This window comes from Zobellia roscoffensis (assembly GCF_015330165.1).
Classification (GTDB): Bacteria; Bacteroidota; Bacteroidia; order Flavobacteriales; family Flavobacteriaceae; genus Zobellia; species Zobellia roscoffensis.
Map to the genome: position 1 here is coordinate 2,102,918 of NZ_JADDXT010000002.1, position 25,213 is coordinate 2,128,130.

Below are 25,213 nucleotides of genomic sequence, written 5' to 3' on the forward strand. Positions count from 1 at the left end.
GCTATTGTTCTGATTGGGAGATTTTCTCTTGATACTTTATGGAATGTCTGCTCCAATCGTATTCGTTTATTTTGAATTCTTTACCGCTGTAAGGCTTGGCATATTCACTTTCCAAAGTTCTTTCTAGCATTCTTTTTTCAAGGTCTTTGCGGGTAATCTCACCTTTTAAATACTGCTCTATCATTAATGAAGCAATATGGCCTGCATACCTAGAGCCGTAGTATCCGTTTTGAATGTATACGGCAATGGCGATTTTAGGATTTTCGACAGGAGCAAAAGCAACAAAAACAGAGTTGTCCGTCAGCTGTGTTTTAACACTGTCAATTTTAATGTAGTTTTCTACGGTGCCTGTTTTTCCTGCAATTTCAATATCTGGAATTTGTATATGTTTTGCCGTTCCATGGTGGTATACATCTGCCATACCTTGAATAACAGGTTCAAAATGCCTTTTGTCAATAGTAGTATGTTTAGGCTCAACAAAGTCTGGAATACTAATTTCTTTTCCATCAATCTTCTTAAGAACGTGCGGCGTAAAGAAAAAGCCTCTGTTTGCAATTGCGGCGGTCATATTCGCTAATTGTATGGGGGTGACGTTTACTTCTCCCTGTCCAATAGCATTGGAGTATGTCGTGGTGGCAGACCATCTTTTGTCTCCTTCTCCATACCATTTGTTATATAGTGCTGTACTAGGTACACTTCCGGGTCTTCCTGTATAAAGGTCAGAACCTAAGTACGAGCCCAGCCCAAAACTTCTTACGTGTTTTTCCCAAGCATCCATAGCTGCACTATTTGAAGGGAATTGCTCAAATAATTTTTTATAGGCCCCTACAAAATAGGCATTACAGGATTTGTAAATTCCGTTATTAAGTGTTCTAACACCGCCTCCACAGTGGCATCCTTTTCTGTGTCTCCCTATGAAAAAACCATGGTGACAGGTAAATGTGGTTGAAGGTGTAATTGCGCCTTCCTGCAATGCTATTAATGCATTGATGGCCTTAAAAGGTGATCCCGGACTTTTTTCAAAAGAAATAGATCGGTCAAATGTTGGTTTTGAAATGGAATCATAGTGTAATTTACTATAATTGGCAGACCTTTTTCTTCCCACTAAAAGAGACGGGTCGTAGGTAGGACCCGAAATCATAGATAGAATTTCTCCAGAAGAAGGTTCAATGGCTACAATTCCTCCCCATTTACCGTGCATTAGTCTTTCACCATATTCCTGAAGATGCTTGTCAATGGTAATATTGATTTCAAAACCTTGCTCTGGTAAAGTGTCTAAAGTTCCATTTTTATAAGGTCCAATATCTCTATTGAAACGGTCTTTTTGGATGTACTGTACGCCTTTTCGTCCTCTTAATATATCTTCATATACCTTTTCAACGCCTGTACGGCCCGTAAGCTCGCCTTGCACATAATAAGGGTTCTTGGCTAAATCTCTTTCGTTTACTTCACTAATATAGCCTAAAACATTGGCGGCACTATTGGTGTCATAATATCGAAGCGAACGTTTCTGGATGTAAAATCCATTATAGTGGCGCATTTTTTCCTGAAGCTTTGCGTAATCCTCTTTAGAAAGTTGAGGTACAAAAACAGAAGGAAGTCTAGGTGAATAAATTGTAGCTTTTCGTAATTCTTTTTTAAACTTTTCTTTGTCGATTTTAAGTAATCCACAAAGCTCTAAGGTGTCTAACGCACGAACTTCACGTGGGATGACCATGACGTCATATGCAGGGTCGTTACCTACTAAAAGTTCTCCGTTTCTGTCGTAAATATAACCGCGTTCAGGATAATCATAAACCCTTTTAATAGCAGGGTCTTCTAAAACCTGATCAGGGGAAAAGCTGAATATCTGCAGATAGGAAAGTCTGCTGAGAAACGTAATACCAATGATTACGATGATGGAGGATAATAACAGCTTTTTCATCTTAGATGAAATTTTTAATTAAAGAAGTTCATAATTTTTTCGCTTGTTTACTCTTTGCGAACACTAAAAAGTGAACCAAATAGTAAGCAAAGAATAAGAGTTGCGGTGCCCGTAGCTAATACTTTCTTCAAAATTAATAGGAAATTAGCCAAACTAAAAATTTCCAGGGTAAAGAAAACAAAGTGATGTACTATAATTAATAACGCCAAATATGTAATTTGTTGTACCCTAGTGGTGTTACTTAATTTAAAACTTTGAAATTCAAAGTTAACGCCAAATACAAATCTCATTATAGCAGGTCTCATATAGGCAATTGTAATTGTAGATGCCGCATGTATGGCCATTGTATCGGAGAAAAAATCTATAGCTATGCCAAGCAAAAATCCTAAACCAATAAAAGCTGCTCTATTTTCTTTAATGGGATACCAATACAGAAACAAAATGTAAACCATTGGGTTGATGAACCCAAAAAAGTTTAGTTTATTGAATACCAGTACTTGTACTAGAACCAATAGTATAAAACGGATAACATTTAAGAAGTAATAGTTACTGACCATTTGTCTCCGTTTGTTTTTCTAGTTCTAAAATCTCTTCGCGGTCGTTGTTCTTTATAATGTAGACGTTTTTAATATTCGTCATATCATTAAATAAAGCTACATCTATATTGTAAAAACTTTTTGAAGTATTAAGATCAAACTTTCTAATCGTACCAATAGGAATGTTTTCGGGGAAAATACTGCTCATTCCACCAGTGACAATAGTATCTCCAATAGTAAGTGGTACCAACCGTGGGATATCTACCAATTGTACTACGTTGTACCTTTTCATATCCCATACCAAAGAACCAAAGTGGTCTGTATTTTTAATTTTGGCATTGATATTGGATTTCTCGTTCAAAATGGATTGCACCGTAGCAAAGTTATTTGAAGTGTTTTCTATAATACCTAGAATACCTTTACTGGTTATGACACCCATATCCGGGTGTACGCTGTCTTTTTCACCCTTGTTTATAGTAATATAATTACGAGGGTCTGCAAAGCTATTTTTGATAACCTTCCCAATTGAAATGGTATAGGTTAGTTGAACCGAGTCTAAAGCGGTACTATCTATTTGCTCTTTTTTGTTAAACAATAGCTTACGCAAGTATTCATTTTCTTGCATAAGTTTTTCGTTCTCTTTATCAAGACCAAAGTAGGTGGAAACATCATTAGAAGTATCTAAAATATTTCCCGTTAACCAATTGGACGAGTTAAAGAAACGCGACTGGTGATACGAATGCGATTGAATCGTAAATCCCAAAGAAACAATCATCAAAAAGACATAAAGAAGGAAATTCTTATATCGTATGATAAAGTTGATGATCTGCTGCATTCACTATTAGATTTGGTGAAACCTGTGAAGCAATTCCGAATGGAAATAAAAATTAAAACCTTTTGAAATCGCCCCGAAATCTTTAGGTTTTATTTGATAAGGATACTCTTGTAGCGCTCTAAGTTCTTAAGTGCTATACCTGTACCTCTTACTACGGCACGTAGTGGGTCTTCTGCAATGTATACAGGTAAATCCGTCTTTTGCGATAGCCTTCTGTCCAATCCACGTAACATAGAACCACCACCCGCTAAATAAATACCAGTATTGTAAATATCGGCGGCTAATTCAGGTGGAGTTTGTGAAAGGGTTTCCATTACCGCATCTTCTACACGAAGAATAGATTTATCCAAAGCTTTGGCAATTTCACGATACGAAATCTGAACTTGCTTTGGTTTTCCTGTTAATAGGTCACGACCTTGCACCGATTTTTCGTCCGGTGGCGTTTGTAAATCTTCGGTAGCTGAACCTATTTCAATTTTTATATTTTCTGCGGTTGCTTCACCTACATAAAGGTTATGCTGCGTACGCATATAGTAAATAATATCATTGGTGAAAACATCACCTGCAATCTTTACAGATTTATCACAAACAATACCACCTAGAGCAATAACTGCAATTTCTGTAGTACCACCACCTATATCAACAATCATGTTACCTTTTGGTTGCATGATATCAAGACCAATACCTATGGCTGCTGCCATTGGTTCATGAATTAAGTAAACTTCTTTGCCATTTACACGTTCGGCAGATTCTTTTACCGCACGCATTTCTACTTCTGTAATACCAGAAGGAATACAGATAACCATTCGTAAAGCTGGTGGAAACCATTTTTTCTTTAAAGCAGGGATGTTCTTAATGAACATGTTGATCATCTTTTCAGATGCGTCAAAATCTGCAATAACTCCATCTTTTAACGGACGGATTGTTTTAATGTTTTCGTGGGTTTTACCCTGCATCATGTTCGCTTCTTTACCCACGGCAATAATTTTGCCTGAGATACGGTCACGAGCAACAATAGACGGGCTGTCTACAACTACCTTGTCCATGTGAATGATAAGGGTGTTCGCCGTACCTAAATCGATGGCGATTTCCTCTGTCAAGAAATCAAAAAATCCCATTTTTAATCTTGTTTGGTTATGTTACTAGCTTGATAAGGGGTGTGTTTCATCGGTAAAAGTAATGAAATTAATGCTTGAAATGACGTGTGCCCGTCATAACCATAGAGACATTGTTTTCATTACAATAATCGATACTTAATTGGTCTTTTATAGACCCGCCCGGCTGTATAACGCTAGAAATACCACTTTTATTGGCTATCTCTACACAATCTGGGAAAGGAAAGAACGCATCGCTCGCCATTACGGCTCCTTTAAGGTCAAAATTAAATGATTTTGCTTTGTGAATTGCTTGGTTTAAGGCATCTACACGAGAGGTTTGTCCGGTACCGCTAGCACATAGTTGTTTATTCTTTGCAAGGACTATAGTGTTGGATTTTGTGTGCTTACATAATTTGGAAGCAAAAATTAAATCCTCTAGATCTTGTTCGGATGGCTTAGTATCCGTTACGTACTGTAAATCTTCTAAAGTGTCTGTTCTATGGTCTTTTTCTTGAAGTAATACACCATTTAGACAGGTTCTAACCGTCATTTCTGGCATTTCTACTTCATTTTGAACTAAAATAATTCTATTTTTTTTGCCTTTTAAAATCTCTAGGGCGTCATCGGCATAACTCGGTGCAATAACTACTTCGCAAAATAATTTATGAATTTCTTCGGCAGTTGCTTTATCAACCTCTTTGTTGCTTATCAAAACTCCTCCAAAAGCCGAAACAGGATCACCGGCCAAAGCATCTACATAGGCTTGGTGAAGTGTGTTGCGTTGTGCCAATCCACAAGCGTTATTGTGTTTTAGGATGGCAAAGGTGGGGTCGTCATTTTTGAATTCCAGCATCAAATTTACTGCGGCATCAACATCCAATAGGTTGTTGTATGAAAGTTCTTTGCCGTGTAATTTGTCGAACATGGCTTCGAAATCACCAAAGAAAAATCCTTTTTGATGCGGGTTTTCCCCATAACGCAAAACTTTTCCGTCTGTCTCGCTAATCTTTAAAGCAGCAAGATCATGGTTTTTGTTGAAATAATTGAAAATAGCAGTGTCGTAGTGAGAAGAAACATTGAAGGATTTAGCAGCAAAACGTTTGCGGTCTTCAAGGCTTGTACTACCCTTTCCTTCTGAAATAACATTTAAAAAGTCTGAGTAATCTTCCATAGAAGAAACACAAAGTACATCTTTAAAATTCTTTGCGGCTGCACGGATAAGTGAAATTCCACCTATATCTATTTTTTCAATAATATCTTGTTCCGACGCTCCACTTGCAACGGTCTTTTCAAAAGGATAAAGATCTACGATTACGATGTCTAATTGAGGAATTTCAAATTCTTCCAACTGAGCAACGTCACTTTCGTTGTCTTGTCTATTTAAGATTCCACCAAAAACTTTTGGGTGTAATGTTTTGACTCTTCCTCCTAAAATAGAAGGGTAGCTGGTTACGTCTTCTACCGGCACAACATCTACGCCAAGTTCTTTTATGAATTTCTCGGTCCCTCCGGTTGAATAGATGGTAATGCCGAGTTCTTGAAATTTTTTGATGATAGGTTCCAATCCATCTTTATGGAATACGGAAATCAGTGCAGAAGAAGCTTTTTTGATACTCATTTTGATAAGATGTAGTTACTAAGTTAAAAAGACACGCAAAAGTACTTTTTTTGAAAGAAAAAATAGGCTAGGTTATCAACAAAACTGCTAAAGTTTTAAACCGTTTTGTGTCAAATAACACGGGGCAGCATCGATAAACGGTATTGAAAAAAACGAAAATTTTGAATAAGATGAATTATGACACGTAAATTTTGGCCACTTCAGTGTTCACAAACTCTAAGAAACGTTCGTCTTCTTCAGTAAATGGGTCGGGAGTATTTGAGTCGATATCAATCTGACCTATATTTTTTCCATTAATGAACAAAGGCACCACTATTTCGGCTTTTACGGTAATACTGCAGGCTATATAATTATCCTGAGCCTGTACATTTGGCACCACAAAATTTTGATTGGACACAGCTACTTGTCCACAAATTCCTTTTCCGAAAGGTATGATGGTGTGGTCCGTAGGTGCGCCAGCGTAAGGGCCTAATTTTAGTTCTTCCTTGTTGCCATTTTTAAAATAGAATCCCACCCAGTCATAATGTGGCACAGTCTTTTTTAATAATTCGCAAAGCTTTTGAAGACGTTCATCTACGTCTACTTCTGTGGAATGAAGTATGGCTTTGGATTGAGTGCTTAATTCGTTGAACATGCTAAATTTTTGTGCAAAAATAAGCTTTTGAAAACAAAAAAAAGGGATGCCGAATTAACGACATCCCTTTGCATTATTTTAAAAATATATTATGGCTGTATTTTTACATCAAATACAATATAGTCGTCGTTGTTAAAACCAGGATTAATTTCAGTAATTCTAATAAGCCCTTTTTTCCCATAGTTATCTACGATTTCAAGAATATCTCCAACAGCCAAAACGCCTGATGTTTGAAAATCGGACTTTACAACAAAATCTAGTTCGCTAGATAATGTAATACCGTCAAACGTGGTGCTGTTTGTAGTAGAGAGTGAAAAATAAGCTTTGTTAAGCGTTTCGGTGTCGGCATTTTCTTCATTATCTTCAGCTTGTAAGCCTTTTACAGGAAAGCCAAAAGAGTCATCATAGGTAGCTGCAGAAGCAAAATAGGCAGAGTTATTAACATAGTAATATCCAAAATCCCAAAATGCTCTATATTCGGCCTGTTCCAATGTGTTTTCTGGGTCATATACCAAATATTCTTGATCATTTAAAAGGGAATAAAAAGTTTCGCTTGTACCATTTACATCAGGAGCAAATAATTTTACGTCTGTAAAAGAGTGAACCTCGGCTGCTGGGTTTGTTCCGTTACCAACTTTAACGGTAATAGTACCTACGCCTAAAGCCTTTCTTTTATTAGGGTCTCTAAAATCTCCTTTTCCTGTAGTAGTCCAGAATTGATAAACAATCTCGCCGTTGTCAATATCGGGAACAGGAAGGTCAAAGGTGAAATCAATTTCTTTCTGAGTATCTCCATCTAAATCAACAGAACCATCACCCTTAAGTGCTTTTGTAAGATCTTTGCCTTCAATGTTAAAATTGTTAAATGGCATTTCACCACCACCAGATACGTTTTGGGTAATATATAGTCTCTTTTGGTTTGTTGGAGAGGTGTAGATAATACGCCCTGGTACGCTAGTGCCAACTTCACCAGATGCTTCTGCAAACAAAACATCGTTTGAGTCATCTTCAGCGTTGATTATTAGTGTGGCTACTGTTTCGGTGTCCGTATCATCGGTGTCGTCCTGGTCGGTGTCAATGGGTGTGTCAAAAACAGAACCTTCGTCACTACTACAGCTAGATACCATAAAGGCTAGAGCAAATACTGCGAATCCTGATTTTACTACTGATCTAATATTTTTCTTCATTGCTAAAATTTTAAGTTAAAAATGGTTAGTGAATCGGATGTACTGTAAGTTTAATCCGTTATGCGTTAACTCTAAAACGTGTCAAATAGTATATATTGTTCAAAACAATAATTTTATGATTTATATTTTATTGAAGATGAAACTTTAAACTTTAGTTAAAGGCTGGGGTTAAAACCTTGAGTAATCGTTTATTTCGTAATTTTGTGTTAATGAAAGAAAAGCTACATCGTTTTTTTGCTTGCCTAATGACCGTGGCACTTTTGTTTTCTACTACTTCCTTTAAAGTAGAAAAGCACTATTGTATGGGGCATTTGGTGGATGTTGCATTTTTCTCGGATGTTCAAGATTGTGGTATGGAAATGGTTTCTGATGAAGCGGCATCTATTTTGGATGAAGAATCGTGTTGTGACGAAGAAATGCTAACTGCCCAGGGGGTAAATGATGTAAAACCTTCATTTAACGAGTTCCATATAGAACACCAGCAATTCCTAATTGCATATACCTATTCTTATTTAGGGTTGTTTGAGCCTCAAATCAACCAAAATATTTCTCATAGGTATTACTTACCTCCAGATATTGTCAAGGACATTCAGTTGCTTGATGATGTATTTTTAATTTGATTTTATAAGAATTCTACATTTTACCTCCCAGTTTCTATTGCGGAGGTTAAATGGTGTTTTTATTTCTAAAAAGCACTGTAAATATTTAGGTAATTATAAAATTGAATATAAAATGAAAATACATAGATATAATGTTTCGCTAAGAAATAGATTGACCTTTTTGCTTCTAATAGCAGTAAGTACATGGCTGTCTGCACAGGAGAAGGAAAATAGACCTGTTAAAGAGTATTCCTTGACCATTTCTAAAAAGAGCGTCAATAAATCGGGGAAAACTACAACGGGTATGGCCGTTAATGGTAGTATTCCTGGACCTGTTCTTGAATTTACCGAAGGGGATCAAGCCGTAATACATGTTAAAAATACATTAGATGTGGAAACCTCGGTACACTGGCATGGTATTCTATTGCCCAATTATCAAGATGGAGTTCCTTATTTGACAACTCCGCCCATTGCGCCCGGAACAACTTTTACATATTCCTTTCCTTTAAAGCAGTCGGGTACCTACTGGTATCATTCGCATACTATGCTCCAAGAGCAGAGCGGGGTTTTCGGCTCTTTTGTAATTCATCCTAAAAAGAAAACGTTTGAGTATGATAGTGAATTGGTATTGATGCTTTCCGACTGGACGGATGAAAAACCAATGAATGTTTTACGCAACCTTAAAAGAGGAAATGAATGGTATCAAATTAAAAAAGGAACATCTACGCCACTTAATAGCGTTATTTCCAGAGGGGCTTTGGGTGCGCAGTTTAATTTTTGGAAACAGCGGATGGAAGGTGCGGATATTGCGGATGTTTACTATCCTGCATTTTTAATCAATGGAAAAACATCACAAGAATATCCACAGTTTAAACCGGGAGAAAAGGTGAGGCTGCGCATTATTAATGGTAGTGCCTCTTCTATGTTTTGGATGACATTTGGCGGAGAAACACCCAAGATGATTGCGGCAGATGGGTTGAATATAGAACCTGTGTTAAAGGATAAGACATTTATTGGAATTGCAGAAACGTACGATTATATAGTTACAATTCCTCAAGAAGGGAAAATGGAGTTCCGAATTATGGCACAAGATGGATCGGGTACTGCAACGGCCTACCTGGGGAGTGGTGAAGTTGTATCGGCTGTTAAGGTTTCAAGGCCGGATAAAATAGCTATGATGAAAAAAATGGCCCAGATGGATATGAAGATGGGGGCACACGCTTTAAAATTTAATCCGGGCAAAGACGAGCGTTTTCAAATGAAAGAAGAGTATGGTATGAAAATGAACCATGCCGAAGGTATGAATTCAAAAGAAAATACTTCAAGTCCATCAGCGATGGATCACTCAAAAATGCATCATTCTAAAATGAATCATGATAATATAGCCGAGAAGGGAATGAAGGATACAAAAGGACATATGGACATGAAAATGGACGGCATGGCAATGGATATGAATGATGAGTATTCATATGATTATCTAAAATCACCTAGTAAGACAGCCTTTGCAAAAGATAAGCCTTTACGTGAGGTATTGCTTAATTTAACGGGAAATATGAACAGGTATGTTTGGAGTATGAATGGAGTTCCATTAGATGAGACCGATGATATTTCAATTAAAGAGGGAGAGGTAACTAGAATTACTTTCAATAATATGACCATGATGCATCATCCTATGCATCTTCATGGTCATTTTTTTAGGGTTTTGAATAAAAACGGAGCGTATTCCCCTTTAAAGCATACGGTTAATGTGCCTCCTATGGAGGAAACAACCATAGAGTTTTTTGGGGGTACTCATGGTGATTGGCTACTTCATTGTCATGTACTGTATCATATGATGAGTGGTATGACCAGGATATTCAGTTATGATACGCCTAGAGATGAACGAATGGCGGCATACCCAAAATCTAAACTGGTAGATGAGACAAACCGCTATTATTCGTGGGGTTTGGTAGATGTGGCTTCGCATATGACGGAACTAAACTGGGTGGCTTCAAACATAAGAAATCAATTTAATGTAAATGCTGAGTATGGTTGGAACAAAAACTTAGAAGCCGAATTTACATATGAAAGATATTTACATGACTATTTGCGGGTTTTTGGAGGTGTTAATGTTGAAAATGAATTAGAGGATAGTTTAGGTGAAATTTCTACAACGGGGGTTATAGGTCTCCGATATTTAACCCCGTACTTATTTAATTTGGATGTAAGAGTCGATACTAAATTGCGGCCTCAGATTCAGCTAAGTCGAGAGGTTATGATTTTCCCAAGAACATCCTTGTTTGGATCCTTCGAGTACCAGGCGGATTTTGGGTGGGTAAACGATTTTGCAAATCAAATTAATTATAAAAAAGAGGTAGTCTGGAATACCGGACTGGAATATTTTATGTCTAGAAATATATCCTTAATGGGCAGTTATGATAACCGTTTTGGAGCCGGTGGTGGTATGTCCATTAGATTTTAATTACTAACAATTATCAATATTGTCATTATGAAGAAAAAAGAAAATAATTATACGAAGTTTTTTTTAATGTTGGGTGCGTCTTTTGTTGCAATGTATATTACCATGTACCTGAACACGTACCAAATAGATCATGCCTATTTTAGTCTCACCCGTTTTTACATGACTTGTCTAGGTATTTCTGCAATGTCACTAATAATGTTCTTTTTTATGCGAAAGATGTATCAAAATAACAGAAGGAACATTTCGATAATTCTGGGTAGTATAGTATTGTTTTTGGGTGCGTTGGTTTTGGTAAGACAGCAAAAGCCTGTGGACGATTTACTTTGGATGCGCGCAATGATTCCACATCATTCAATAGCAATATTAACAAGTGAAAGAGCAGATATTAAGGATCCGGAGGTCCATAAATTGGCAAAGGACATAATTAGCGCCCAAAAAAAGGAGATTACTAAAATGAAGGAAATGATTAAAAGATTGGAAAGGGCCGAGTAGGTTAACTCTAATTAGTGTTATTAGGCAATTGAGTAAATGTTTTTAGTATTAAAATGCGTAATTTTACATAGATGAAAAAGGTATTTCATAAATTATTTGCTTCGGTAATGTCCTTTTTGCTATTGGCTGCTACTACTTCCTTTAAAGTAGAAAAGCACTATTGTATGGGGCATTTAGTAGATGTTGCATTTTTCTCCGATGCCCAGGATTGTGGTATGGCAATGTCTTTGGATGAAAAAATAGATACTACCGTAGATAAAATGTCTTGCTGTAATAGCGAGGTGATCGCTATGGAAGGGCAGAATGATGTTAAGCCTTCTTTTAATGACTTTGACCTGCATCAACAGATGGTTTTGGTCGCATTTGTTTGTTCTTTTAAAGGTCTCTTTGAGCCTGTAGAAGCTAAAGACGTACCACAGGTACATTATAATCCTCCTAAAATTATAAAGAACATCCAGTTGCTGGATGCTGTCTTTTTAATCTGATTTTCTTCAATTTTTACGGTTTACCATTACGCAGGTTCTGATTGATAAAATCATGCCGGTTTAACTGGTAATGTGGCTCTATTCATAACTATCACTTCTCTTTTTTCATTGATTTTTAATGAATGGCTGGGCGCAAACAAATGAATTGAAACTAGAAAATCATAATTAAATTGATGAAAAAAATAATAATAGCATTTGCTTTTACCATACTTCCGTGGCTTGCTTTTTCTCAGGAAAAAGTTGAAGGAACGGTTGTGGAAGCAGGCAATGCCAATACATTGGCGCTTCCTGGTGCCAATGTGTATTGGATGGATTCCCAAATAGGGGTCGCAACCAATATTGACGGAAAATTTTCTATTCCTTATAAAAAAGAATACAATAAGCTAATAATTAGCTACGTAGGCTATGAGTCTGATACTTTAACGGTAAATGCTCCTAAGGTTGTTAAGCATGGGCTTAAACCCTCTAATGAATTAGATGAAGTTGTGGTTCAACAAGAGCGGGACAATATTCAAAAAACCTATTTCAGTCCACAGAATACGGTCACCGTTAATAGTGCGGAGTTGTTAAAAGCAGCCTGCTGCAACTTGGCTGAGAGCTTTGAGACCAATCCTGCTATTGATGTAAATCTTTCGGATGGGCTAACAGGTACGAAACAAATACAAATGTTAGGTTTGACCAGTCCGTATTTGATGATTACGCAAGAGAATATTCCTATGGTTAGGGGTGCTTCGCAGGCATACGGGCTTACATTTACACCGGGTACTTGGATTGAGAGTATTCAGATTACAAAGGGTGCGGGTAGCGTGGTGAATGGTTATGAAAGTATTTCTGGTCAGATAAATACCGAATTGGTAAAACCGTTGACGGATAGTTCCGTTTTTATAAATGGATATGGGAATCAAAACGGAAGGTATGAGTTGAATACGCACTTCAATAAAAAACTATCCGAAAAGTGGAGTACGGGACTTTATATACACGGAAATAAAAGAACTCAAAAAGAGGATGATAACGGAGACGGATTCTTAGATGCCCCTTTGGCTGATCAGATTAATGTAATGAATCGTTGGCAGTACCAAGATGCAGAAAAAGGTTGGGTAAGCTTCTTTAATGTGAGGTTTTTGAATGATGAAAAGCAAGTGGGGCAAGTCGATTTTAACCCCGATACTGACAGAGTAGATAATAATCGGAGAATGTTTAGTCAAGCCGAAGCGCTTGCGTCTGGCGAAGCCGAACTGCCTATACTGAGCGAAGCCGAAGTATGGGGCAGTGAAATCAATACACGTCGTTTTGATACTTCTTTGAAATTGGGTTACGTTTTTCCTGAGTTGCCATTTCAAAGCTTTGGTTTTCAAACAGCCTATAGTTTGCATAAGCAGGACTCTTATTTTGGTTATAGAACGTATGATATTAATCACGAAAGCATTTATACCAATTTACTTTTTAATTCTATAATTGGCGATACGCGTAACAAATTCAAGACAGGGTTGACGTTCGCCTATGATGGCTATGACGAGATGGTGACTGCAACCGACTATTCCCGGGAGGATCGTTCCGTAGGTGCTTTTTTTGAATATAGCTATGAGAATTTAGAAAAGGTAAGTCTTACTGCTGGGCTTAGAGTAGATAATCATAATAGGTTAGGTACGTTCGTTACGCCAAGATTCCATATTAGGTATACGCCATGGGAAAAAGGAAGTCTGCGTGGTTCTTTTGGAAGAGGAAAAAGAGCAGCTAACATCTTTGCGGAGAATCAACAGTTATTTGCTTCTGGCCGTGAAATTAAGATCTTGAATTCCGGTGGAGATTTGTATGGTTTGGATTCCGAAGATGCATGGAATTATGGGGTTAGCTTTTTGCAAGGTTTTAATTTTTTAAATCGAAAAGGTGATTTTACGGTAGATTATTACATTACTGATTTTAAAAATCAAGTAGTTGTGGATTGGGAAAATTCGCAAGAGGTTTTATTCTATAATTTAGAGGGGAGTAGTACGGCTAAGAGTTTTCAGGTAGAGGTGAATTATGAGCTTTTACCGCGCTTGAATATACGTACAGCATATAAGAATTATGATGTAACAACCGATTATCAAAGTGGGAGTCTACAAAAGCCTTTACAGGCGCAGCATCTGTTTTTTGCTAATTTGGAGTATGAGACCAAAGCAAAAGATAATGGCTCTCAATGGAAATTTGATTATACTTTGCATAGGGTTGGGGAAAAGAGATTGCCGGATACAAGTTCAAACCCAATAGCGTATCAATTAGCGGCTACATCATCGCCTTATAATCATATGAATGCGCAGATAACAAAAGTGTTCTCCAATACGTTTGAGGTATATGTAGGAGGAGAAAATTTATCCAATGTACAACAAGATAATCCAGTTTTAGGGGGGGATGACCCTTTTGGTCCTAACTTTGATACTACTATAATATATGCGCCAATAATGGGGCGTATGTTTTATGGAGGTTTTAGGATTAAAATTTAATGATAATAACTAAATAGAAGACAAATGAAAACTACAATTTTATCAATAGTAATGAGCTTGTTTACGGTGTTGATTTTTGCACAGGATAAGAATAAAAAAATGACATTTGACGTTAATGGAAAATGCGGCATGTGTAAAGAACGGATAGAAGAAGCGGCACTTAACGTAAAAGGAGTGAAGTATGCATCCTGGGATATACCAACACATCAACTAGCAGTAATTATAGATGAGCGCAAAACGGATCCCATGAAAATAAAAACCGCTCTTGTGGCAGTAGGGCATGATACCAAAGAATTGAAAGCTACAGAGGAAGCGTATGAAAGTGTGCACCCATGCTGTAGATATAGGGAGGATAATTCTGATGACGGAGCTGACCACTAAAAGTAAGCATCTGTTTTTAAGCGTATTGTGAATCTTTTTAATGGCGCGGAAAAAAGCTTTGTTATTTTAGTTAATTTTTTCCCAATGAAAATATCACGAATCAAAAAGTGATTTACTTTAGATTAGTTGTATTTAATACGCAATTAATTATGGCACAAGCAAAAAATGCAGGTAAAACATCTGCTAAGCCGTTAGCAGCGAAAGCTGGTAAAAAGGCTGCTCCAAAAGCTGCTCCTCGTAAGAAGTAGTCGGGGTGTTTGTCTATAGAATAGACATTCCCATTTGGACATGAAACCACCTTCTGTAAATAAAGAAGGTGGTTTTTTTGTTAATATAAGCCCATAAAAAAAAGCTGCTCTTGAAACTTCAAGAGCAGCTTTAAATATAATGTATGTCCGCAAACAAGCTAAAAATTGCCTGTGGCGGCTCGCCACTACATCATGCCTGGCATTCCGCCTCCACCCATCGGTGGTGCGGCAGGAGCATCTTCTTTTATGTCTGTCAATGCACATTCGGTAGTTAAGATCATACCCGCAACAGATGCAGCATTCTCTAATGCAACACGAGTTACTTTTTTAGGGTCAATAATACCCGCTTTGGTCATCTCAACATACTGCTCAGATTTAGCATCGTAACCGTAATCTCCTTTTCCTTCAAGGATTTTAGCGATTACTACAGAACCTTCACCACCTGCGTTAGAAACGATAGTTCTTAACGGAGCTTCAATAGCACGGGCAACAATTTGTAAACCAGTAGCCTCGTCTTCATTTTCTGTGGCAACTTTAGAAAGAACAGCTTTTGCTCTTACCAAGGCAACACCACCTCCAGCAACGATACCTTCTTCAACGGCAGCTCTAGTAGCATGCAAAGCATCGTCTACACGGTCTTTTTTCTCTTTCATTTCAACTTCAGAAGCTGCACCTACATAAAGTACGGCAACACCACCGGCCAATTTAGCCAAACGCTCTTGAAGTTTTTCTTTGTCGTAATCAGAGGTAGTAGTCTCAATTTGAGATTTAATCTGATTTACACGAGTTTTAATGTCTTTAGCAACACCACCACCGTTTACAATTGTAGTATTGTCTTTGTCAATTTGTACTTTTTCACAAGTACCCAACATATCTAAAGTAGTATTGTCTAAAGAGAAGCCTCTTTCTTCAGAAATAACTGTACCACCTGTTAGAATAGCAATATCTTCTAACATTGCTTTTCTACGGTCACCAAAACCTGGTGCTTTAACAGCGGCAATTTTTAAAGAACCTCTTAGTTTGTTTACTACCAATGTGGCCAATGCTTCACCGTCAACATCCTCAGCAATAATTAAAAGTGGCTTTCCAGATTGAGCAACTGGCTCCAATACAGGAAGCAAATCTTTCATTGAAGAGATTTTCTTATCGAACAATAAGATGTATGGACTTTCTAAGTCTGCTACCATTTTTTCTGAATCGGTAACAAAATATGGAGAAAGGTAACCTCTGTCAAACTGCATACCTTCTACAACATCAACGTATGTATCGGTACCTTTTGCTTCTTCAACAGTAATTACACCTTCTTTACCAACTTTACCAAAAGCTTGAGCGATCAAATCACCAATAGTTTCGTCGTTGTTCGCGGAAATAGAAGCAACTTGTTTGATTTTTTCGGAAGAATCACCAACTTTCTTAGATTGCTTGGCAAGGTTTTCAACAATAGCATCAACGGCTTTGTCAATACCTCTTTTTAAATCCATTGGGTTTGCGCCAGCAGCAACGTTTTTCAAACCTTCTTTAACGATAGCTTGAGCAAGAACAGTAGCGGTAGTAGTACCGTCACCTGCAAGGTCATTGGTTTTAGAAGCAACTTCCTTTACCATTTGCGCACCCATATTCTCTAATGGGTTCTCTAATTCAATTTCTTTGGCTACAGTAACACCATCTTTGGTTACTTGTGGAGCACCAAAAGATTTACTGATAATTACGTTTCTACCTTTAGGTCCTAATGTTACTTTTACTGCATTTGCCAATGCATCAACGCCTCTTTTCAGGCCGTCGCGTGCATCGATATCAAACTTTATATCTTTTGCCATAATAAATATTAGTATTAGTTTTCCTCACCTAAGTGAGTGTATTTTAAATTAATCTTATGTATTCCTTTTGAATATTCCTGCTATTGTAGGAAAGCTAAAGAAATTATATAATAGCTAAAACGTCACTCTCACGCATCATTAGGTAGTCAACGCCTTCAAGCTTAAGCTCAGTGCCTGCGTATTTACCATATAAAACAGTGTCGCCAACTTTAACTGTCACTTGCTCATCTTTGGTTCCAGGTCCAACGGCAACAATCTTACCTTGTTGAGGCTTTTCTTTGGCAGTATCTGGAATGTAGATACCTGATGCTGTTTTGGTTTCGGCAGCCATAGGTTCAATAAGAACCCTATCCGCCAATGGTTTAATGTTCACTTTTGCCATATTTTTAGTTTTTAGTTTGAAAAATTATATTCTCGAATGGTAGTGGGCAGAAATTATGCCATTACCTGAAAACTGACACATTGTTAAACCAAAAATGCCAGCTTGTCACTAAGCTGGCATTTTCGTATGTGATTATGTGGGATTTTATAAGCTATCGGCAGGAGTACTTACCGGTGCAGGTGTCTGTTCTGGCAGTGCTTCTGGTACAGTTTCAGGAACAACGGTTTCAATTCCGTCTCCATTTAAAAGTTTTGAATCTGTATCGCTAAAGTTTCCTTTAAGAGCAACATTAGAAGCCAAAATTAGAACAACAAGTAATATGGATAGAGTCCAAGTACTTTTGTCTAAGAAATCGCCTGTCTTTTTTACACCACCTACAATTTGACTGCCGCCACCACCAAAAGAAGATGATAGCCCACCGCCTTTAGGGTTTTGAACCATAATGACTAGGATGAGTAAAAAGCAAACTATGATAATAAGGATTAAAAAAATGGTAAACGTACTCATAATGCCTTACTTGTTTTCTTGTTGTAATTTTTCTACCGCTTTTATTCGGTCTGCAAAGAAACCACTTTTTTCCGGATATTTCAAACTTAAAATTTTATAAGATTGAATGGCTTTTTTATACTTTTTCTGTTCTAAGTAAACCTTAGCTAAAGTTTCTGTCATTAGCTCTTTCCTGTCTAGGGTAACGGAGGTTTCTATAGCAACTTTTGGTACGTCTTTATTCGGCTTTATTTTAGGATTGTCAGCAATAAATTTATCAATAAGGTCAAATTTCTTTCTTTTCAGAATCTCTTCTTCTAATGGAAATGCGATAGCCTCAGGTTCTTCTGCAATTGCATTTTTAGCTGGGTTCTCCTCGTCATCTCTCTTAACCGATGTAAATGTGGTAAGTTGTAGCCATTCCGCAAATGAATATTTTTCTCGTTTGGTAAAGGGTAGGGGTTCTCCCAATTCTAAATTTTCAGAGGCTTTTCTTTTGGCTTCTGCAATTTCTTCATCTATTTTAGGGTCTTTTGATTTAAAAAGTTGAGGATCTAAAAGCTTGTCTGCATCTGCATGCGTTAAAGGAATTGGAATTTCTGCAGACGTATCGTTGTTTTTAGAAGATTCTACTTCTTCTGAAATAGTTTCGGTATCTACTAAAGCTATGGTTTTACCGGATATCTTGTCTGCGATGGTATTCTGTAAAAATTCGTCCGAAGTAATAAAGTCAAAAAGAACATCGCGGTCTGTGGTATATGCGGCGGTAATTTTTAGAGCATTGTTGTATTTAAAGCTATTGAGGTTTTTGAGCCCCTTTAAATGTAACGCCCGTGCTGCCTGAAAGTACGGGTACTCTTCTAGCACCTCTTCCAGTTGTTTGGTCTGAAGTGGAGAGACCACTTTGTCTGGATGCTGTAAGAGATATGTAAAATCTTGTACGTTCATTTTATAGGATTACGAATAGCGATATAAGTTCTTCAGATTTGTTTTATAAGTTAGGTAGTGTTACCAGTCTGCCAAAGATGCGTTGAAAATGTCTTGGGTTATCCGTTCAAAAATCACTTCCAGCGCTTCGGTCTTAACGGAAGAAAGTTGAGAATTAGCCGGGTAGTCATAGAAAAATGAGAAGCGTTGTTCAAAATCTGCATCTTCTTTGGTTTTGTTGTAAAAACGCACTTTGACCGCCATAGATAATCGGTTTTGAGCGGCGGTTTGCTGAGCTGTTGCGCTCATTGGAGATATGCGGAACTCTACAATTTCACCTTCATATAATAAATCTCCATTGGAGGAGGTCAGATCTAGACTGGTTTGGTTTAATATACGATCTTGCAGGGCCAAAGTAAAGTCTCTTTCTAATCCCGGTTCAAAAGTAGAGCCTGGGTTTTGTGTGGCGTAATTTTGAAAAGTAGGTATTGTAAAAGTGGTAGCGGTGCCCACATTACCTCCGGTAAAATTATATACACCACAACCGTTAAGGATAAGGGTCAATAGTAAGCTGAAAGCTATGTAAATGTTCTTTTTCAAAATTCTATATCTGTATTAGAAGTATGATTTGCCGTTTTGTTATATAATAGGTTACGCTAGCTATAAATCGTATTGTTTTATTTTACGATATAGAGTTCTTTCCGAAATACCCAGTTCAGAAGCGGCGGCTTTTCTTTTTCCGCGGTTGCGTTCTAAAGATTTTTTAATGAGCTCCACTTCCTTTTCTTGTAAAGATAGGGTTTCTTCTTCTTGAATTTCTTCGGCAAAATGATACTTGTCTTCAATAGTTGGTTTAACAATGGGTTTTTCTGCTCGTGGTTCGGGCAAGTGCAAAACCTCCATAGATGAGCGATCATCTTCTTCTAGCTCTTCGCCATTATCTCCGTAAATTTTTCTGATCAGACCTTCATTCTCTTCCTGTACCTTTTCGCCATCATTATTCTTCATCAACTCTAAAGTGAGTTTCTTTAGGTCGTTCAGGTCGCTTTTCATATCAAAAAGTACCTTGTAAAGAATCTCCCTTTCATTGCTAAAATCACTTTCAGCTTTCTTTTGTCCAACAACCGCAGGAAGATTGGAGTTGTTGGAGTTTGGTAAATATCCGTTTAAAGTAGACCATGAAACGCCTCTACTTTCCTCAAGAACAGAAACCTGTTCAGCAATATTCCGTAACTGACGGATGTTTCCAGGCCACCTGTATTTTAGTAAAAGGTCTACAGCTTCATCATCTAAACGAATCGTTGGCATCTTATACTTCTGTCCAAAATCCGAAGCGAATTTTCTAAAGAGCAAATGAATGTCGCCCTGTCTTTCTCGCAAAGGCGGAATATTTATCTCAACCGTACTTAACCTATAGTATAGGTCTTCCCTGAATTTCTCTTTTTTAATGGCATCGAACATATTTACGTTCGTTGCTGCCACAATACGTACATTGGTTTTTTGCACCTGTGAAGAACCTACTTTTAAAAACTCGCCATTTTCAAGTACCCTTAATAGTCTTACTTGTGTGGTAAGTGGTAGTTCGCCAACTTCATCCAAAAAAATAGTTCCGCCATCGGCAACTTCAAAATACCCGCTTCTTGTTTGGGTAGCTCCTGTAAAAGCACCTTTCTCATGACCAAAAAGTTCACTATCAATTGTGCCCTCTGGGATAGCGCCGCAGTTTACGGCAATATATTTGGCGTGCTTTCTGTGCGAAAGCGAATGTATTATTTTAGGAATGGCCTCTTTACCAACACCACTCTCTCCTGTTACAAGAACAGAAATATCTGTTGGCGCTACCTGAATGGCTTTTTCAATAGCGCGATTGAGTTTCGGGTCATTACCGATAATCTCAAATCGTTGTTTTATGGCTTGTACGTTTTCCATTATCTTCTGTAGTTCGGGGGCTGTTGCTATTTAGTTGTTGTCTGAATATCCTACGGCTTCACCAATTAAGGTGGCAGAAGTACATTCGTCCATGCGTACCATTACAAAATCACCAATTTTATAATCCCCCTTAGGGAATACGGCAACGGTATTTTGTGAGTTGCGCCCCATGAAATGTTGGTCTGATTTTTTTGAAGTACTCTCGATCAAAATTTCTTGAACCTTGCCTAAATGTCGTTGAGTACGTTCTTGACAATGTTCTCTTTGAAGAGCGATAACTTCAGATAGTCTTCGTTTTTTTGTTTCTTCGGGAACGTCATCTTCCATTTTCCGTTCGGCCATGGTTCCTGGTCTTTCGGAATAGGTGAACATATAGCCAAAATCATACTTTACATATTCCATTAGGGACATGGTGTCTTTATGGTCTTCCTCTGTTTCTGTGGGGAAACCGATAATCATATCTTGGGAAATGGAACAGTCCGGAAGTATTTTACGTGCATTGTCAATCAATTCAAAATACTCTTCTCGAGTATGAAGACGGTTCATCTCTTTTAAGATGCGATTGCTTCCACTTTGTACCGGAAGGTGAATGGCGTTACAGATGTTTTTGTGTTTTGCCATGGTATGAATAACATCTAAAGTCATATCCTGCGGATTAGATGTTGAAAAACGAATACGCATTTTAGGTTGTGCCAAGGCTGTTCTTTCCAATAATTGCGAAAAATCTACAGCAGTAGCCTTTTGCATGTCAGAAGCTTTGTCAAAGTCTTTCTTCAATCCTCCACCATACCATAAATAGCTATCTACGTTTTGACCCAAAAGAGTGATTTCTTTATATCCTCTTTTCGCTAAATCGTTTACTTCATCTATAATGGATTGTGGATCACGGCTGCGCTCACGTCCTCGCGTAAAAGGAACAACACAGAATGTGCACATATTATCGCATCCCCTGGTGATGGAAACATATGCCGTTACACCGTTAGTGTTCAGGCGAACAGGGGCAATGTCTCCGTAGGTTTCATCTTTGGAAAGAATAACATTTACCGCATTACGGCCTTCGTCTATTTCTTGAATTAAATTGGGTAGGTCTTTGTAGGCGTCCGGACCTACGACCATGTCTACAATTTTTTCCTCCTCTAAAAATTGGTGCTTCAAACGTTCTGCCATGCAGCCCAGAACACCTACTTTCATATGTGGACGGTCTCTTTTTATAGCATTGAATTTTTCTAAGCGCTTGCGAACCGTAAGTTCAGCCTTCTCTCGAATGGAACAGGTATTTACTAAAACCAAGTCGGCCTCGGTAAGGGTTTGCGTAGTGTCAAAACCTTCGTTGGCTAAGATGGATGCAACGATTTCACTATCTGAAAAATTCATCTGACAACCATAGCTTTCAATGTAGAGCTTCTTGTTGTTGGAATTCTTTTTTTCAAGTGCTAGGGCAGATCCCTGAACCGATTCGTCTATAATTTTCTCCATATCTATCGTTACCTTTCAAATATAACGGGCAGCAAATATAAGGCTTAAAACAAATTTGTGACAAATTGACAGCTGTAAAATTTTGGTAAAACTTAATAATAGAAAGTACGGGAATTATAAAACCTTAATTTAGAAGTGTTTTTAATAGTAAGATTTTTACTTTTTAATAACCTTTACATTTACTGATATGGAAGATATTAATACAATTAATTTGGTTGCTTTTGAATTTTAAAGTTAAGTACAATTCTAAGGGTCAGTATTACAGCAATTGTTTATTACTTATTTCTTTGTTTTTTTTATTGATAAATTGTAGACCAAAGGAAAAACAGTCGGAAGGAGAAATATTGGCAAAAACTCTATGCGCTACATGCCATGTATTCCCGGAGCCATCATTGCTGCCTTCAAATATCTGGCTCTCCCAAACATTACCAGAAATGGGTTTGCGACTAGGGATGTCTAATCATGGTCCTGAATATTATGAAAAAGGATCATCAGGAGAAGTATATCCAGATAAACCCCAACTAACACAGCAAGAATGGGAAAAGTTGGTTATGTATTATAAATTAACAGCGCCCCAAAATATAGAAATTTATGAGCAACCAGTTTTAGAAGAGAATTTTATATTCGAAACTAGAACCTTTTCTTATGATAGTGTTCTTTCTTCAATAGTTACTATGTTAGAATATAATCCTAAAACGCGAGAACTGTATTTAGGAGATGGTAAAAATTCTTCTTTGATACAAGTTGATGATAATGGACAAATAATCAAAAAAGAAAAATTAAAAAGCCCTCCTGTAAAGGTTTCTTTTCTCAAAGAAAAACAATCCATATTAACTATAGGGTCATTATATCCATCAGATGAAAAAAGTGGAGCATTAAAAATAGGGAATGTATTTATTAATGAATTGAGGAGGCCTGTAGATTTTTTGTATAACGATATTAATAATGATGGATTTGAGGATATTGTGGTTTGTGAATTTGGAAATACTGTAGGTAGTTTGGTTTGGTATGAGAACAAGAACAACTCTTCTTACCAGAGGCATGTTATAAAAGAACTTTCTGGAAGCATAAGAATAAAATTTGCAGATATTGATAATGATGGAAAAGAGGAGTTGTTGGTGTTATTTACACAAGAAAGAGAATCTTTACTAGCTTTCTCCTTTGAAGGAAATAAGTTTACTTCTAAAAAGCTTTTACAGTTTCATCCAGCCTTTGGCGTAAACGATTTTGAAACTGTAGATATGAATAATGATGGGTACCTAGATATTGTTGTTAGTAATGGTGATAATGCTGATTATTCCGAAGTATTAAAGAATTATCATGGAGTCCGAGTTTTTCTAGCCCAGAAAAACAGAAATTTTTTGGAATCCTATTTTTATCCTTTTCATGGTGTAAGCAAAATAAGAGTGGCAGATTTTAATTTAGACGGAAAGAAAGATGTTATTGCCGTTTCTAATTTCGGAAATTTTAAAGATGAAAATTTTAGAAGTATAACGTTGTTGCTGGGCCAAGGAGAAGGTAGGTATGAGCCATCAAGTATAGCTAATACTCCAAAAATTGGTTGGCAAACTATAGATGTAGCAGATTATGATAAAGATGGAGATTTTGATGTTTTTGTAGGAGCTTTTGGAATAAAACTTGGTCCTAAAGAATCAATATCGGCCAATGAAAATAAGATATCTTGGATAAGACTTAAGAATCTAACAAATGACTAAAATTAGCTAAGGTGGGGCTATTTTTAGATACAAACGCAACGTTATGCGAGTTTTAGCATCTGATTGATAGGCTATTCGATAATATTACGAGATATCTTGTTTTTTAACCAAAAGAAACCAAACTATGAAAAAGAGTATACATTTGGTGCTGCTAATTGCTATAGCAACACTGGCGGCTTGTGCAGATGATAAAGACGATGTACAAGGGGAAGAGTATTTAGTTGCTACCCCATTGACGACTAATCTTGGTGAATTTAAAGAAGAGGCTGTAGCGGTTACCGAACCGGTTCCAATGGTTGAATCGGGTAAAATTTATGCGTACCAAGATTATATTTTCGTTAACGATTTGCATCGCGGGTTTCATGTGATCGACAATAGTAACCCATCAAACCCTAACCCTATTTCATTTATAAAACTTGAGGGTAATTATGATATTTCAATAAAGAGCGATCGTCTGTATGCGGATAGTTATGGGGATCTGGTAATAATGGATATTTCAGATATCAATGCTATTAAAATGGTACAGCGCTTAGAAGGGGCCATTTATCAGCAATTTTGGTGTACGGTTGGTTTTGATGTAGATTGGCCACAGGCCGACTTTTATGACTATGGAGATTTTGACGCTTCCAAAGAGGCTATTGTAGGGTGGGAGGTAAAGTCTCAGCGTATTTCGTCAGAAGAGCTTCAAAGAAAATTTGGTGTTGGCGATCCTAATGTAAGTTTTGATTTAAGTAACAGTAGTGCAGAATCTGCATCACCCACGAGTGGTGATACGGGACAGGGTGGTTCTTTGGCCCGTTTTAAGATTGTTCAGGATTATTTGTATGCGGTAGAGTGGTCCGGTATTAGTGTTTTTGATATTTCAGATTTGGATAACCCTAAGACTTTAGAGGATGTGTATGTTAATGGTGCTATAGAGACCGTTTATAATCAAGGTGATATTTTATTTATAGGTGGTACCCAAGGCATGTATATATATGATATATCATCCCCCGAAAAACCGGAATATATTTCAGAGTTTGTTCATGGTACCGCCTGCGACCCGGTGGTCGTAGATGGTGATTATGCTTTTGTTACCCTTCGTGGTGAAAATTCATGTGGTAGTACGGAAAGTGGACTATATATAGTAGATGTCTCTGATTTGGTTAATCCTCAACTAAAAAAGTTTTACCCTCTGGAAGGACCGTACGGAATTGGTTTTAAGGATGATAACCTTTTTGTGTGTGATGGGGATGCAGGCTTAAAGGTGTATGACAAAACAGATGTGAACGATTTAAAGTTGGTAAGTCATTTTAAAGATATTGTTACATATGATGTCATTCCATTGCAAGAATCATTATTAATGATAGGGGATAAAGTGCTTTACCAATATAAATACTTAAACAACGATATCAGGTTGTTAAGTAGTTTTAGTTTAGAGTAAATTACTACAAAACTAATTTAAAACGCCCCTATTTACGGGGGCGTTTTTTTATACCTAATATATAGGGTATGGCAGCTA

General features: G+C 37.3%; 22 protein-coding genes. 8 read left to right on the forward strand and 14 right to left on the reverse strand.

Annotated features, from left to right (window positions below; all coding sequences use genetic code 11):
* Window position 1: 1 nt before the first annotated feature.
* The 7 genes from IWC72_RS08840 to IWC72_RS08870 form a co-directional block, all read right to left on the reverse strand.
* Window positions 2–1,924 carry a peptidoglycan D,D-transpeptidase FtsI family protein gene (locus IWC72_RS08840; RefSeq protein ID WP_194529522.1) on the reverse strand — a complete coding sequence of 641 codons (1,923 nt, stop codon included), beginning with the start codon at window positions 1,922–1,924 and terminating at the stop codon, window positions 2–4.
* 47 nt (window positions 1,925–1,971) lie between these two features.
* Entirely contained in the window at window positions 1,972–2,481 is a 510-nt protein-coding gene (locus IWC72_RS08845) for a rod shape-determining protein MreD (protein ID WP_155598087.1), read from the reverse strand.
* Window positions 2,471–3,295 carry a rod shape-determining protein MreC gene (gene mreC, locus IWC72_RS08850; RefSeq protein WP_194529523.1) on the reverse strand — a complete coding sequence of 275 codons (825 nt, stop codon included), beginning with the start codon at window positions 3,293–3,295 and terminating at the stop codon, window positions 2,471–2,473. The genes IWC72_RS08845 and mreC overlap by 11 nt, the downstream gene beginning before the upstream one ends.
* A gap of 89 nt (window positions 3,296–3,384) precedes the next feature.
* Window positions 3,385–4,413 (reverse strand): rod shape-determining protein, encoded by a 1,029-nt coding sequence (locus tag IWC72_RS08855; RefSeq protein WP_013992538.1) that lies wholly within the window; start codon window positions 4,411–4,413, stop codon window positions 3,385–3,387.
* Between the two features lie 67 nt (window positions 4,414–4,480).
* The gene (gene purH / locus IWC72_RS08860; RefSeq protein WP_194529524.1) at window positions 4,481–6,010 is read right to left on the reverse strand and encodes a bifunctional phosphoribosylaminoimidazolecarboxamide formyltransferase/IMP cyclohydrolase; all 1,530 of its coding nucleotides are present in this window, start codon (window positions 6,008–6,010) and stop codon (window positions 4,481–4,483) included.
* A gap of 175 nt (window positions 6,011–6,185) precedes the next feature.
* Window positions 6,186–6,644: a GAF domain-containing protein gene (locus tag IWC72_RS08865; protein ID WP_194529525.1), complete on the reverse strand. Its 459-nt coding sequence runs from the start codon at window positions 6,642–6,644 to the stop codon at window positions 6,186–6,188.
* An 89-nt stretch (window positions 6,645–6,733) separates the two neighbouring features.
* The gene (locus IWC72_RS08870; protein WP_194529526.1) at window positions 6,734–7,831 is read right to left on the reverse strand and encodes a hypothetical protein; all 1,098 of its coding nucleotides are present in this window, start codon (window positions 7,829–7,831) and stop codon (window positions 6,734–6,736) included.
* Between the two features lie 209 nt (window positions 7,832–8,040).
* Between IWC72_RS08870 and IWC72_RS08875 the strand changes: the two genes are divergently transcribed.
* The 6 genes from IWC72_RS08875 to IWC72_RS08900 all read left to right on the forward strand — a co-directional run bounded on the left by IWC72_RS08875 (window position 8,041) and on the right by IWC72_RS08900 (window position 14,732).
* On the forward strand, window positions 8,041–8,451 hold the full coding sequence (locus IWC72_RS08875) for an HYC_CC_PP family protein (protein WP_194529527.1): 411 nt from the start codon (window positions 8,041–8,043) through the stop codon (window positions 8,449–8,451).
* 112 nt (window positions 8,452–8,563) lie between these two features.
* On the forward strand, window positions 8,564–10,891 hold the full coding sequence (locus IWC72_RS08880) for a multicopper oxidase domain-containing protein (protein WP_194529528.1): 2,328 nt from the start codon (window positions 8,564–8,566) through the stop codon (window positions 10,889–10,891).
* 27 nt (window positions 10,892–10,918) lie between these two features.
* Complete coding sequence (locus tag IWC72_RS08885; protein WP_194529529.1) at window positions 10,919–11,383, forward strand: DUF305 domain-containing protein; 465 nt, start codon at window positions 10,919–10,921, stop codon at window positions 11,381–11,383.
* 71 nt (window positions 11,384–11,454) lie between these two features.
* Window positions 11,455–11,868 (forward strand): HYC_CC_PP family protein, encoded by a 414-nt coding sequence (locus IWC72_RS08890; RefSeq protein WP_194529530.1) that lies wholly within the window; start codon window positions 11,455–11,457, stop codon window positions 11,866–11,868.
* Between the two features lie 173 nt (window positions 11,869–12,041).
* Window positions 12,042–14,351, forward strand: coding sequence for a TonB-dependent receptor (locus IWC72_RS08895; protein ID WP_194529531.1), 2,310 nt, complete (start codon window positions 12,042–12,044; stop codon window positions 14,349–14,351).
* A 24-nt stretch (window positions 14,352–14,375) separates the two neighbouring features.
* On the forward strand, window positions 14,376–14,732 hold the full coding sequence (locus IWC72_RS08900; protein WP_194529532.1) for a heavy-metal-associated domain-containing protein: 357 nt from the start codon (window positions 14,376–14,378) through the stop codon (window positions 14,730–14,732).
* Window positions 14,733–15,165: 433 nt separating this feature from the next.
* On the opposite strand, the gene groL is transcribed toward IWC72_RS08900, so the two are convergent.
* The 7 genes from groL to miaB all read right to left on the reverse strand — a co-directional run bounded on the left by groL (window position 15,166) and on the right by miaB (window position 21,997).
* Complete coding sequence (gene groL / locus IWC72_RS08905) at window positions 15,166–16,797, reverse strand: chaperonin GroEL (protein ID WP_194525857.1); 1,632 nt, start codon at window positions 16,795–16,797, stop codon at window positions 15,166–15,168.
* Between the two features lie 103 nt (window positions 16,798–16,900).
* Entirely contained in the window at window positions 16,901–17,179 is a 279-nt protein-coding gene (locus IWC72_RS08910; protein ID WP_194525858.1) for a co-chaperone GroES, read from the reverse strand.
* 144 nt (window positions 17,180–17,323) lie between these two features.
* Complete coding sequence (gene secG, locus IWC72_RS08915) at window positions 17,324–17,686, reverse strand: preprotein translocase subunit SecG (RefSeq protein WP_194525859.1); 363 nt, start codon at window positions 17,684–17,686, stop codon at window positions 17,324–17,326.
* A 6-nt stretch (window positions 17,687–17,692) separates the two neighbouring features.
* The gene (locus IWC72_RS08920) at window positions 17,693–18,613 is read right to left on the reverse strand and encodes a hypothetical protein (protein ID WP_194529533.1); all 921 of its coding nucleotides are present in this window, start codon (window positions 18,611–18,613) and stop codon (window positions 17,693–17,695) included.
* 60 nt (window positions 18,614–18,673) lie between these two features.
* A complete protein-coding gene (locus IWC72_RS08925) occupies window positions 18,674–19,192 on the reverse strand; it encodes an LptE family protein (RefSeq protein WP_194529534.1) in 519 nt (172 codons plus the stop codon).
* Between the two features lie 60 nt (window positions 19,193–19,252).
* On the reverse strand, window positions 19,253–20,521 hold the full coding sequence (locus IWC72_RS08930; RefSeq protein WP_194529535.1) for a sigma-54 interaction domain-containing protein: 1,269 nt from the start codon (window positions 20,519–20,521) through the stop codon (window positions 19,253–19,255).
* 30 nt (window positions 20,522–20,551) lie between these two features.
* A complete protein-coding gene (gene miaB / locus IWC72_RS08935; protein WP_194529536.1) occupies window positions 20,552–21,997 on the reverse strand; it encodes a tRNA (N6-isopentenyl adenosine(37)-C2)-methylthiotransferase MiaB in 1,446 nt (481 codons plus the stop codon).
* Window positions 21,998–22,431: 434 nt separating this feature from the next.
* On the opposite strand from miaB, the gene IWC72_RS08940 reads away from it, so the two are divergent.
* Complete coding sequence (locus IWC72_RS08940) at window positions 22,432–23,712, forward strand: FG-GAP repeat domain-containing protein (protein ID WP_194529537.1); 1,281 nt, start codon at window positions 22,432–22,434, stop codon at window positions 23,710–23,712.
* Between the two features lie 124 nt (window positions 23,713–23,836).
* The gene (locus tag IWC72_RS08945; protein WP_194529538.1) at window positions 23,837–25,135 is read left to right on the forward strand and encodes an LVIVD repeat-containing protein; all 1,299 of its coding nucleotides are present in this window, start codon (window positions 23,837–23,839) and stop codon (window positions 25,133–25,135) included.
* Window positions 25,136–25,213: the final 78 nt, after the last annotated feature.